This is a genomic window from Acidovorax sp. FG60 (assembly GCF_057808995.1).
The window spans coordinates 133077-145939 of sequence record NZ_JBMDJC010000004.1 but is presented as its reverse complement, the minus strand read 5'-3'; the positions used below and the strand labels follow the sequence as shown (position 1 = coordinate 145939).

The 12863-nt window shown below is 60.7% G+C and carries 7 protein-coding genes; 6 read left to right on the top strand and 1 reads right to left on the bottom strand.

Translation table 11 applies throughout. The annotated features are described in order from the left end of the window. Positions 1–99: 99 nt before the first annotated feature. Positions 100–858, top strand: a complete 759-nt coding sequence (locus ACODS0_RS07845) for a tyrosine-protein phosphatase (RefSeq protein ID WP_488834071.1) — start codon at positions 100–102, stop codon at positions 856–858. A 781-nt stretch (positions 859–1639) separates the two neighbouring features. Here the strand turns inward: ACODS0_RS07845 and ACODS0_RS07840 are convergent. After that, positions 1640–2998: an MFS transporter gene (locus ACODS0_RS07840; RefSeq protein ID WP_488834069.1), complete on the bottom strand. Its 1359-nt coding sequence runs from the start codon at positions 2996–2998 to the stop codon at positions 1640–1642. A gap of 584 nt (positions 2999–3582) precedes the next feature. Here ACODS0_RS07840 and hsdR point away from each other — a divergent pair. From hsdR to ACODS0_RS07815, 5 genes are read left to right on the top strand one after another with little or no spacing between them, the layout of a single operon-like run. Further along, positions 3583–6987, top strand: coding sequence for a type I restriction-modification system endonuclease (gene hsdR, locus ACODS0_RS07835; RefSeq protein WP_488834067.1), 3405 nt, complete (start codon positions 3583–3585; stop codon positions 6985–6987). A gap of 24 nt (positions 6988–7011) precedes the next feature. Continuing rightward, positions 7012–8610: a class I SAM-dependent DNA methyltransferase gene (locus ACODS0_RS07830; protein ID WP_488834066.1), complete on the top strand. Its 1599-nt coding sequence runs from the start codon at positions 7012–7014 to the stop codon at positions 8608–8610. Next, positions 8607–9686, top strand: a complete 1080-nt coding sequence (locus tag ACODS0_RS07825) for a PDDEXK nuclease domain-containing protein (RefSeq protein ID WP_488834064.1) — start codon at positions 8607–8609, stop codon at positions 9684–9686. Before ACODS0_RS07830 ends, ACODS0_RS07825 begins: the two co-directional genes overlap by 4 nt. Beyond that, a complete protein-coding gene (locus ACODS0_RS07820) occupies positions 9679–11229 on the top strand; it encodes a restriction endonuclease subunit S (protein WP_488834062.1) in 1551 nt (516 codons plus the stop codon). Before ACODS0_RS07825 ends, ACODS0_RS07820 begins: the two co-directional genes overlap by 8 nt. Continuing rightward, positions 11226–12863, top strand: a complete 1638-nt coding sequence (locus tag ACODS0_RS07815) for a restriction system-associated AAA family ATPase (RefSeq protein WP_488834060.1) — start codon at positions 11226–11228, stop codon at positions 12861–12863. Before ACODS0_RS07820 ends, ACODS0_RS07815 begins: the two co-directional genes overlap by 4 nt.

Here is a 12863-nt window from a genome sequence, read left to right as displayed (position 1 = left end):
ATGCATTCCTCCAGCCACCCGTGCGACATGCGCCTGCCGCACCGCCCGACTATCCTTGTTGCTTCAATACCCCCACCCACCACACTCCCCGCACGCACCATGCAGCAAGAGCAAACCCCCACCCGATCCCTCCCCCTAGCAGGCGCCACCAACTTTCGGGACCTGGGCGGCTACACCGGCCAGGGCGGGCGGCCCGTGAAGTGGCGGCGCATCTTTCGCTCGGACCACCTCGCCGCCCTGACCCCCGAGGACCAGGCTCTGCTGGCCCAACTGGGCGTGGCCCGCGCAGTGGACTTTCGCGGCAAGGCCGAAAGCGCTGCCTATGCCTACGCGCTGCCCGGCATCGCCTACCACCCGCTCGCCATCGAGCCCACCGTGGTGCAGCGCGCGCTCGACCTGCAACGCACCGGCCGCCAGCTCACCGCGCAAGACGCCGTGGGGCTCATGCAAGACACCTACCGCGGCTTTGTGCACGACAACGCCCCGCGCTTTGCCGAACTGTTCAAGCTGCTGCTGGCCAGCGACACCCCCACCGTCTTCCACTGCACCGCTGGCAAAGACCGCACCGGCTTTGCCGCCGCCCTCATCCTGCTCACCCTGGGCGTGCCGCGCGACGTGGTTATGCACGACTACCTGCTCACCAACACCCTCTACCGCCGCCCCGAAGGCATGGGCAGCCACGCGCCCGAGGAAGTGCTGGCCGTGCTGTGGCGCGTGCAAGAAGAATTTCTGGACGCCGCCCTGCACAAGGTAGACACCGAGTTTGGCGGCCTGCAGCCGTATCTGGTGGACGTGCTGGGCGTGGACGCCGCCGCGCAGACAGAGCTGGCGGGGCGCTATCTGCAGGCGGCGGTGTAGCCAATTCGCACCAAGACCCCGAAGAATCGCGCGGCACCCTGTACGTGGTTTTGTGCCGTGCAAGTTTTTTTTGCTATCAAAGCAGAAGCTGCCAATGCAATGCAGCAAGGCGATAGAGCCATTTTGGCTGATTCTTTTTGCCGTACTCTCGCCCCGCACAGCCCGCCGTACCTACCAACTTTCGCAGGTTGTGCCGCGCTCCCTCACCCCCTACAGTCAAGTAACAAATGCACACAAGGGCGGGAACAGGGAGGAGAGGCTGACAGCAAAGGCGACAGACAGGGTTGCTACTAGCACCGGGCGCATACCTTCGGGATGAAGGCATGCAGCCTGGTGAGAAGCGCCTTGCTGAGCAGCCCGAACACAGGGTCGAAGGCAACGACGACCTGCTCAGGGACCGCAGCTGCTACTGCGGTCCCGTGGGGCCCCGGCAGGTGCAGGCCGATAAAAAATCGGGTTGCACCTGCCGGGGCCTGTTGAGCGAATGCTGCAGCGCTCAATTGCTCATAAATCAATAGCTTCAGGCGCTTGACTACCAAGCGCTAGAGGCCTATTTGATCAAAATTCTCAACGAAATGAAGGCGGCGCAGGGCCAGCGAGCCCCTAGTGCGGTGTTGCACGCTTGACGGCACATTGAAAACCGATGGATTTTTGGTCAGGGCAAGGCGCAAACCACAGCGATACCCGTAGGTATCGCGCGGATTTGCAACGCAACCCTGGCCGAAAAGACGCGGTTTTAAGTGCCGGATAGCGTGCAACACCACACTAGCGCCCGCCACACTCACCCCGCACTGGGCTGCATCCGTCCCCCAGTCGCGCCCTGGCGCCGCACCCGCCAGTACAGCCAGCCCATGATCGACAGGTTCAGCAGGTTCCACCCCATGCCGTTGATGAACGCCGCCTGGTAGCTGCCCGTCACGTCAAAAATCCAGCCCGACATCCAGCCCCCCAGCGCCATGCCGATCAGCGTGGCCATGATCACCGCGCCCACCCGGGCGCCCGCCTCTTGCGGCGCGAAATACTCGCGGATGATGATGGCGTACGCGGGCACGATGCCGCCCTGGAACAGCCCGAACATCGCCGAGATCACATACAGCGGCACCAGCCCGTCAAACGGCAGAAACAGCATCAGCCCCACCCCCTGCAGCGCCGACCCCAGCAGCAGCGTGCGCACCCCGCCAATGCGGTCGCAGATCACGCCCGACACCAGGCGGCTGACAATGCCGCACGCCAGCATCAGCGACAACATCTCGGCCCCCCGCGCCGCGCCAAAACCCAGGTCGGTGCAATAGGCCACGATGTGCACCTGCGGCATCGCCATGGCCACGCAGCACGCCACGCCCGCCACGCACAGCAGCAACTGCGCGTGTACCGGGCGTAAGCCAAACGGGCGGCTGCGGTCCAGTGCCAAGGGAACCAATGGTGCGGACGCAGTCGCTGGTGAAGCAGAAGCACCCAACGCAGCACCCCCTGCCGAAGGTGACGACGACGCAGGCGCCGCAGCCGCAGCCACATCCATCAACACCATCGGCGCCCGCTGCCGCATGCGCAGCGCCAACAGCAGCATGCCCGCGCCACACACCAGCCCCATCAGCACATAGGTCTGGCGCCAACCAATGGCTTCGATGCCGTGCTGCACGATGGGCGGCCACAGCGCACCCGCGATGTAATTGCCACTGGCGCAGATCGCCACCGCAATGCCGCGCCGCTTGTTCCACCACAGCGCCGTGTCGGCCATCAACGGCGCAAACGTGGCCGAACTGCCAATCAGCCCCATCAACCCATGCGCCAGCCCAAAAATCCAGATGCTGCCCGACAGCCCCGCCCACACAAACCCGCCACACACCGCCACCGCCCCCACGCACAGCACCGGCATCAGCCCATGCCGGTCTGCCATCCGCCCCGTCCACAGCCCGCCCAGCCCCAGGCACACCATCATCAGCGTGTAGGGCAGCGACGCATCCGCCCGGCCCACGCCGAACTCGGCTTGTACGGCGGGAAGCACAACCGACACCACGTACATGCTGCTGTTGCCCAGCACCACGAGGCCCAGGGTGGTCAGCAGGCGCCAGGCGGCTTGGGGGGAATCGATGAGGGATGCCGGGGCGGCGGTTGAGGGGGACGAAGAGGTGTTCGGCATGCGGGGCAATTTACCCCACGGGGTGCACGGGGGCGGGCAGGGGGTAGCGCCTGAGTCGGCGGGTTGTGGCGCTGCATGACGCGGGTCGATATGGTTTTGATAGCTGCTAGCGCTTTTTAGATATCCGCTAGAGGCCAATTCAGCTTGATATTTCTGTTGCGAAACTTGCAGCACATCAGTGGCCCAGCGCACCGGCTGAATCCAACGGCTTTGGTATTCAAAGATTGCTCCCTGCCCGGTCACCACCTACAGTGCATTAACAAATGCACACATGCTTGAGCATGCGGGCGACAACGACGACAAATCCGGGAGGCAACAGACGGCATGGCGACATTGATACCAGCACTGGGCACATGCGTGTCGCGCACGACAGGTGGCGAGCGACGTATGGCAGAGAGGGCGAAGTGGTGTTTGCCTGGAGCTACGGCGTGGCTTTGTTGTATGCGGCGGCTACCAGAGCGACACAGAGGTTGGTTTTGGCGCGCAACGCAATACCGGGGCAGTAGACGATTTCTCAATTACCCTCTTTGGTGAAAATCGGCCTTGGCGCGCGTAGCGCGAAGTTGTCACTGACCCCAGCACCCATGCCTCAAAGTATTCAATCCAACTTCGACATGCTGCATCCCTATGAGGAGCAGTTGTGGCGCTTGGGCGCCTTGGCCGAGCGGTACTTTGCAGAAGACCCCAACACCAGCTTGCTCAAGCTCAGGCAATTCTCAGAAATCTTGGCGCAATCTCTGGCGGCCAGAGCCGGGCTATTGACGAACCCTGCCGAAACCCAGTACGAGCTCATACGACGCCTGCACAACGAAGGCGCGTTACCCAGAGAGGTCAAGCAGGTCTTCGATCAAATCCGCGTCAACGGCAACGCCGCGAACCATGCTTTGGCAGGCAACCATGCAGGAGCCCTGTCCACGCTCAAGCTGTGCTGGCAACTCGCGCTGTGGTTCCACCGCACGTTCAAAGATGCCAACCACCGCTCTGGCCCCTTTGTGCCGCCCCAGCCCCCCGTCAACGAAGCCGCAGAACTGCAAGCCGAACTGGCACGGTTGAAGCAGGCGGTCGCAAGCTACCAAGCCCAACATGAGCAAACGGGTGCAGAGCTTGCGCAGACGCGAACACAGCTATCGTCGTTGAGTGAAGAAAAGGCGGTTTGGGAGCAGTTGGCCACAGAGGCAGATGCGGCAAAAGCGCGCTTGGCAGACCAACTTTCTGCCCTGCAAGCCGCCGCTGTGGCTGCGCCCGCAACGCAATACGCGTCTTTGCTGCAGTCCGCCAACGCGGCTGCCACCAAAGTCCAGCTGGACGAGGCCGAAACCCGCCGCATCATCGACGCCCAACTGTGCCAAGCAGGTTGGGAGGCCGACAGCGACACGCTGCGTTACAGCAAAGGGGCTCGGCCCGTTCGTGGCCGCAATCTGGCCATTGCTGAATGGCCGTGTGATGGCTACGCCGCCGACTACGTGCTTTTTCAGGGGCTCACGCCCATGGCCGTGGTCGAGGCCAAGCGGAAGAACATCGACGTGTCAGGGGCCCTGCAACAGGCCAAGCGCTACAGCCGCACCTTCACGGCGGGCGCAGAGGTACATCTTCACGATCGCAACTGGGGTGCGCAGTCTGAATACCGCATTCCATTCGTCTTCTCTGCCAACGGGCGCCCCTACTTGCGCCAGTTGTCTACCAAAAGCGGCATCTGGTTCTGCGACTTGCGCCACCCAGAAAACCGCAGCCAGGCGCTCGATGGTTGGTACAGCCCCGATGGGCTCAAGCATCTGCTAGCGGCAGATGAGGTCAAAGCCCATCAGCAACTGGACAACACCGAGTTCAACTTCGGCTTTCCGCTGCGCCTGTACCAGCAAAAAGCCATCCGCGAGACGGAGAAACGCATAGGCCAGGGCCAGCGCGACATCCTGCTGGCCATGGCCACCGGCACCGGCAAAACCAAAACCTGCATTGCGCTCATCTACCGCCTGCTCAAAGCGCAGCGCTTCAAACGCATCTTGTTCCTGGTAGACAGGTCGGCCTTGGGCGAGCAAGCGGCCAACGCCTTCAAAGACACCCGCATGGAGCGGCTGCAAACCTTTGCCGAAGCCTTCGGCATCAAAGAGCTGGATGCCCAAGCGCCAGACGCTGACACCGCCGTCCACATCGCCACCGTGCAAGGCATGATGCGGCGCGTGCTGTTTCCTGCCGATGGCGTAGCCCCACCCACGGTAGACCAATACGACTGCGTGGTGATCGACGAATGCCATCGGGGCTACACGCTGGACCGCGAGCTGTCTGACACCGAACTCAGCTTTCGGGGCTTTGAAGACTACATCTCCAAATACCGCCGGGTGCTCGATTACTTTGATGCCGTCAAGATCGGCATGACTGCGACCCCCGCCCTGCACACCACCGAAATCTTCGGTGCCCCGGTGTTCACCTACAGCTACCGCGAGGCCGTGGTGGATGGCTTCCTGGTGGACTACGAACCGCCCATTCAGATCTACACCGATCTCTCCAAAGGCGGCATGCACTGGAAGGCGGGCGAAGAGGTCAAGGTCTACGACGCGCAGCGCAACCAGATCGAGCTTTTCAAGGCCCCCGACGCCATCGACCTCAACGTCGAAGACTTCAACCGCAAGGTCATTACCCGCCCCTTCAACGAGGTGGTGTGCAACTACCTGGCGCAAGAGATCGACCCCACGGGCAAGCGCAAAACCCTCATCTTCTGCGTCAACACCGACCACGCCGACTTGGTGGTGGATGTGCTCAAAGTCGCCTTTGAAGCGCAGTATGGGAGCGTAGAGGACGATGCCGTCATCAAAATCACCGGCAATGCCGACAAACCCCTGGAGCTGATTCGCCGCTTTAAAAACGAACGCCTGCCTAACGTGGCCGTGACGGTGGACCTGCTCACCACCGGGATAGACGTGCCCGAGATCTGCAACCTCGTCTTCCTGCGCCAGGTCAACAGCCGCATCTTGTTTGACCAGATGCTGGGCCGCGCCACCCGCCTGTGCGACTTTGATGGCGACCCCAAAGACAGCTTCCGCGTGTTTGACGCGGTGCGTATTTTTGAAGCCATCGGCAACATGACCGCCATGCGCCCCGTGGTGGTCAACCCCAGCATCAGCTTTGCGCAGTTGGAGCAAGAAATGGTGGCCGTGCAAGACCCTGCTGCCCGCGAGCTGGTGCGCGAACAGTTCCTGGCCAAGCTGCAAGTCAAAAAGCGCCACCTCGACGCTGAGGCCACGCAAGACTTTGAAACCAAGGCAGGCATGACGCCCGATGCCTTCATCCAAAAGCTGCGCACCCTGTCGGTGGACGAAATCGCCAACTGGTTCATTCAAAACCCAAGGCTGGGCGAAATACTTGACCGCAAGCGCGAAGGGCGTGGAGAGCCTGTTTTTGTCTCCGACCACCCCGATGCCCTCGCAGGCATCGAGCGCGGCTACGGTACCGCCCGCAAACCCGAAGACTATTTGAAGGAGTTCAAAGACTTCATCACCAGCCACGGCAACGAGCTACCCGCACTCATCACCGTGCTCACCCGCCCGCGCGACCTCACGCGCAAGCAACTCAAAGAACTGGTGCTGGCGCTCGACCAGGCTGGCTTTACCGAAACCCGCTTGGCCACCGCCTGGCGCGAGCTGAGCAACCAGGACATTGCCGCCCGCATCATTGGCTACATCCGCCAGGCCGCTGTGGGCGATGCCTTGCTACCCTATGCCGAGCGTGTGGACCACGCCCTGCAAGACCTGCTGGCCAAGCCCTTGGCAGGCAAACCCTGGACGCAGCCCCAGCGCGACTGGCTCAAACGCATAGCCGCGCAAACCAAAGCCAATATGTTGGTAGACCGCGAAGCGCTGGACGACCCAGACCTTATATTCAGGCGCGATGGCGGCGGCTTTGCCCGCCTGGACAAACTCTTCAACGGCCAGCTCCAGCCCGTGCTGGAAGCCTTTAACGACGCACTGTGGGCGGACGACCAAAAGTCCGCCTGACCGCTTTTCCCCGCATCCCCTTACATGACTGCAATCAACCCTGCGGCGTCAGACATCGTCGCCAAGCTCTGGAACCTGTGCAACCTGCTGCGCGACGACGGAGTGACCTACCACCAATACGTGAGCGAGCTCACCTACCTGCTGTTCCTGCGCATGATGCAAGAGACCGGCCAGGAAGGCACCTTGGTCATCGAAAAAGCGCCCAGGAAGGGTGAGAAAAAAGTAAGGATGGATGGCATCCGCTGGGCCGACCTGATGGCAGCATCGGCCCCCGACCGGCTGGACATGTACAAAGAACTGCTGCTGGACTACGGCCTGCACGGCAGTGGCAGCGTGCAGCAGATTTACGCCAACGCCAGCACCTTCATCACCAAGCCTGCCACATTGTCCAAGCTGGTGGTAGAGATCGACAAGCTCGACTGGTACAGCGTGCAGCGCGACGACCTGGGCGACTTGTATGAAGGCCTGCTGGAGCGCAACGCCAGCGAAAAGAAAAGCGGCGCAGGCCAATACTTCACGCCCCGCGATTTGATCGACAGCATCGTAGCCGTGATGCAACCCACGCTGGACGATGTGATCCAGGACCCCGCCTCGGGCACCGGTGGCTTCTTGATTGCCGCCAACAACTACCTGCGCGACAAGTTTCCGCCAGACGAGCGCACCGAAGCCCAACAGCGCAAATACCGCCACAGCACCTTTTACGGCATGGAGCTGGTGCAAGACACCCACCGCCTGGCGCTCATGAACATGCTGCTGCACGGCATTGAAGGCGGCATACAGTTTGGAGACACCCTGGGCGAAGAAGGCACCCGCCTGCCCCAGGCCACGCTTAACCTCAGCAACCCGCCCTTTGGCACCAAAAAAGGCGGCGGCCTGCCCACCCGCACCGACTTCACCTACCCCACCACCAACAAGCAGTTTTGCTTTTTGCAGCACATCTACCGCAACCTGGCGCCCGGTGGTCGCGCTGCCGTGGTGCTGCCCGACAACGTGCTGTTTGAAAGCAACGTGGGCGCAGACATACGCCGCGACCTGATGGACAAGTGCAACCTCCACACCATCTTGCGCCTGCCCACTGGCATCTTCTACGCCCAGGGCGTCAAAACCAACGTGCTGTTCTTCACCCGTGGCACCACCGACAAAGGCAACACCAAAGAAGTGTGGGTGTACGACATGCGCGCCAACATGCCCCAGTTTGGCAAGCGCACCCCCTTCACCCGCGACTACTTCCGCACCCATCCCGATGCCCCGGCCAGCACGCCCCGCGACAAGTTTGAAGACGTGTTTGGCAACGACCCCTGCGGCGGCCCCGCAGCCCTGGCGCAGCGCGTGGACACGGGCGAAGCAGGCCGCTGGCGCAAGTTCACCCGCGAGCAAATCAAGGCCCGTGGCGACAACCTGGACATCAGCTGGCTCAAAGACGACAGCGCCGAAACGGCTGAAGCCCAGCGTGACGAACCCGCACTGGTGGCCCGCATGGTGATGCGCGAGCTCAACGGTGCCATGGCCGACCTGCGCAGCCTGCTGGAAGAGCTGGGCGAAGACCCCGACGTGGCGCTGGAAGACCTGCTGGCCGACGACACCGTGGTAGACGAAACTACGGCCGACGAGGCGCAGCCATGAGCCAACTGGTTTCCGCTGCGGCAGAAGGTGGCCTGCCCACCAACCTGCACGCCGAACTGCGCACCCTCATCGCCAGCAGCCGCCAGCGCCTGGCCGGTGCGGTCAATGCCGAACTCACCCGCCTGTACTGGGCGGTGGGCCAACGCTTGGCCACCGAAGTGCTGGGCGGCGAGCGCGCCCAGTACGGCAGCCAACTGCTGGAGCAACTGGGCCAACAGCTCTCGCAAGAGTTTGGCCGGGGCTTTGAAGCCCGCAATCTGCGCCGCATGGTCAAGTTTGCGCAGGCTTTCCCCAGCGCAGAGATTGTGTCGACACTGTCGACACAATTGAGCTGGAGCCACATGGTCGCCATCGTTGCGCTCAAAAACCCGCAAGCCCGCCAGTTTTATGCCCAGCAAGCCGCGCAAGACCGCTGGAGCGTGCGCGAGCTGACGCACCAGATCGAGCGCAAGGCGTTTGAACGCACTGAGCTGGCTGCACTGCAAGCCTCGCTCCCCGTTCTCCCAGTTCAGGCTGAGCCTGTCGAAGCCCCGAGCCTTCCCGCCCTCGTCTTCAAAGACCCGTATTTTCTCGACTTTCTGGGCCTGCGCCAAGGCCATGACGAGGCCGACCTGGAAGCCGCCATCCTGCGCCAGCTCGAAGCCTTCATCCTGGAGCTGGGCCGGGGCTTTGCGTTTGTGGAACGGCAAAAGCGCATGGTCATCGACGGGGAAGACTTCTACCTGGACCTGCTCTTCTACCACCGCCGCCTGCACCGCCTGGTGGCCATCGAGCTGAAGCTGGGCCGCTTCAAAGCCGCACACAAAGGCCAGATGGAGCTGTATCTGAAATGGCTGGACCAGCACGAGCGCCAGAGCGGAGAGGAAGCTCCCATCGGCCTCATCCTGTGCGCCGAATCCAGCCGCGAACAGGTGGAGCTGCTGCAAATGCACAAAGACGGCATCACCGTGGCCGAATACTGGACCGAGCTGCCACCCAAGGCCGAGCTGGAACAGCACCTGCACCAGGCCCTGCTGGAAGCGCGCGAACGGCTGGCGCGGCGCGGGGTGTTGTTGAGGGGGGGCGAGGATGAGTGAGTTGCCAGAAAGCTGGGCACAAGTTCCACTAGCAGCTATCACCAGCGATGTGACGCAGCGCGTGCCGTCCAGTGACGAGACTATTCGCTACATCGACATCGGTTCAGTAAATCGCACCACCAAGACGATTGAGACTCCGCAAAAACTACTTGGTAAAGATGCACCAAGCAGGGCGAGGAAGCAGGTTGCTGCGGGCGACACCTTGGTTTCCATGACGCGCCCTAACTTGAATGCCGTCGCTTTAGTACCCAAGGAGTTGGACGGAGAAATTGCATCAACTGGCTTCGACGTTTTGCGTCCGGTTCCAGGAATAGATCCACGCTGGATCAACTATTTGGTGCGCACAGAGAGGTTTGTCGATTCCATGTCGGCATTGGTGCAAGGTGCGCTCTATCCGGCAGTACGCTCTAAAGATGTGCGTGCGTACGTTGTATCGCTCGCTCCTGCCGCCGAGCAAACCCGCATCGCCAACCAACTCGACACCCTGCTCGCCCGCATCCAGTCCTGCAACGATCGCTTCGACGCCATCCCCGCTTTGCTCAAGCGTTTTCGGCAGGCGGTTTTGGGGGCAGCAACGTCCGGCGCGCTGACCCGAGAGTGGAGACTCAATGCCAAATCGAGTTGGCGAGATGTCAAGCTGGCAGAGGTCGCCCACACCTTTTCTTATGGATCTGCTGCGAAGTCTTCAAAGGCGGGGACAGTGCCAGTGCTCAGAATGGGGAACATCCAAGAAGGTCAGATCGACTGGTCCGACTTGGTCTACACATCTGACCCGCTTGAAATAGAAAAGTACAAGCTGTCTAAAGGGGATGTACTGTTCAACCGCACCAATAGCCCGGAGTTAGTTGGCAAAACAGCGGTTTATCAAGGCGAACGCCCAGCCATCTATGCAGGGTATCTAATCCGCGTGAGATGTTCATCCGAACTCCTGCCTGAATATCTCAATTATTGCTTGGGCAGCAAAGCGGGTCGGGACTACTGCTGGTCAGTGAAATCTGATGGCGTGAGCCAATCCAACATTAATGCAAAGAAGCTGGCCGCATTCTCATTTGCGTTGCCATCTATGCGCGAGCAGGCCGAGATCGTGCGCCGCGTAGAAGCGCTTTTCGCTTTAGCTAACCGCCTGGAAGACCGCGCCACTACCGCCCGAATCCAAGCCCAGCGCCTGACACCATTGGTGCTGGCCAAAGCCTTTCGCGGAGAGCTTGTGCCGCAGGACCCAAGCGATGAACCTGCTAGCGCACTGCTGGTAACGTCAAAGAGCCAAAGACCTCACGTCCCTCGTAAAGCGTCGCACCCTGTGCACGAGATGCCTAAAAAGCCAACCAATATGACCAATATCGATAAGGGATCTGTGAAGGCTGCAATCATGGAACTGAAGAATGATCGTTTCTCGTTCGATGAGTTGAGGAATCTGTTTACTGGCGACTACGAATCTCTCAAAACAGCACTATTTGAGGTTTTAGAAGAATCTAGTCCCGTTGTCCGGCAGGTCTTCAACAAGAAGCTCATGTCAATAGAGTTTGAGAAGGTGGGGGCATGAAGCTCATCCGCGTTCATATTGTTAAAGCTGCGACCTGTGGCGGACTCCTCGACGGGCTCGATGTGGGCCTGAGGGGAACGTTGGACGATCCTGAGCCATTCGAACCACTCTGTCTTGTTGGCCCTAATGGCGCGGGCAAGTCGCAGTTTCTACAGGTTGTCGCAGAAGCGTTCCAGACGGTCTTCCACGCCTGTGTCGATAAAGAGGAGCGCGCAAAAGGTAACGAGGATCTGCAGTTCGAGATCGAATATTTCATTCGACCCGAAGGAGATAGTGATCCGGTACATGTCCGCCTTTCGCGTCGCGGGGAAGGCAAACGGCGTCCCGTACTCAAGATTGAACGGAAAGACGGTCTTGAATGGGTTGATAGCGCGGTAGGAGAGACTGCGACCGCTGCGCTCCTACCGTCGCGAATCATCGGCTACACGTCTGGTGGAAATGAGACGTTGAGCCTGCCGTTCCTTGTGAGCCGTAGCGGTTACGCTGATGCAGTCGGCAAACAGGCGCTGGGCCACGAGCCCGGTGCAAAGTCTCAGCCCATTCCCGACACGCGACTCATGCTCGTGGATTACGGCACGCACCTTGAGGTGCTTGTTGCCAACCTTCTACTAGGGTCTGAGACGGAAAGAGATGCATTGCTCCGAGAGGCGAGGCTCAAGGAACTCCATTCGTTTCGATGCGTGATCCAGCTGGCCCACCGGGCCGTTCCAAAGCTCTCGGCCCGTGAGACGTCGACGCGGAGGCGCAAGGGTGTGCAGCTAACGGATGAGCTCGAGCTATATATCGAACAACTGAAACGGTGCTCAACCTGCCACACGTACGACGAAAAGTCAGAAACATACGTCTTCGATGTTCTGGTGACGGACGAAACCCGCGAGGCTTTTTTCGCGTTCTGGTCGACCACGATCGAGCTGTACTCGGCACTTCACAAACTGGCGATGCTGAACGACCTGGCGATTCCGAGAGTCACCCGCGGACGGTTGCTCCGCGACATAAAAACGAGACGTTTCGCATCGCGGCTGCCGGAGCCTCAGGACGAGGACAAAGTTTTCCGCTTCGAGCAGGTTCGGTTCCTACCCAGGGTCGGTGAAGGTGTTGTTGACTACGTTTCGCTCTCCGACGGTGAGCATCAGCTAGCGCAGATTCTCGGGACGATGTGTATGGCTTCGTTTCCCAACGTGCTGTTTCTGCTCGACGAGCCGGAGTCGCACTTCAATCCGCTATGGCGCGTCAAATTCATCTCTCGGCTCATGGATCTGCCTACGGCGAACGGCAAGCGTGGTGCCGCGGGTGGAGTGGCTGCGCAACAGGACTGCTTGCTGACGACGCACTCGCCGTTTGTGCCGTCAGATATGTCACGGAAGAACGTACTCATCTTCCATAAAGGTGGCTCCAAGGTCCAAGTGCGGCGACCCGACATTGAGACATTCGGCACAACCTTCGATGCGATTCTTGGAGAGTGCTTCGACGTTCGACCACCGATGTCGGAGGTGCCGCGACGTGAGATCAAGGATTTGATGGCTAGCGACGACGCGGCAGCAATCAAAGCGGGCATCGAGAAGCTCGGCGACTCAGTCGAAAAGGTGTTCTTAATGGATCACCTGCGCGAGATCTCAAAGCAGGGGGACGCGTAG

Bases quoted from the DNA above. Each gene is read 5' to 3' on its own strand.
- ACODS0_RS07845 (WP_488834071.1), top strand. From the start codon at position 100: ATGCAGCAAGAGCAAACCCCCACCCGATCCCTCCCCCTAGCAGGCGCC.
- ACODS0_RS07840 (WP_488834069.1), bottom strand. From the start codon at position 2,998: ATGCCGAACACCTCTTCGTCCCCCTCAACCGCCGCCCCGGCATCCCTC.
- hsdR (WP_488834067.1), top strand. From the start codon at position 3,583: ATGCCTCAAAGTATTCAATCCAACTTCGACATGCTGCATCCCTATGAG.
- ACODS0_RS07830 (WP_488834066.1), top strand. From the start codon at position 7,012: ATGACTGCAATCAACCCTGCGGCGTCAGACATCGTCGCCAAGCTCTGG.
- ACODS0_RS07825 (WP_488834064.1), top strand. From the start codon at position 8,607: ATGAGCCAACTGGTTTCCGCTGCGGCAGAAGGTGGCCTGCCCACCAAC.
- ACODS0_RS07820 (WP_488834062.1), top strand. From the start codon at position 9,679: ATGAGTGAGTTGCCAGAAAGCTGGGCACAAGTTCCACTAGCAGCTATC.
- ACODS0_RS07815 (WP_488834060.1), top strand. From the start codon at position 11,226: ATGAAGCTCATCCGCGTTCATATTGTTAAAGCTGCGACCTGTGGCGGA.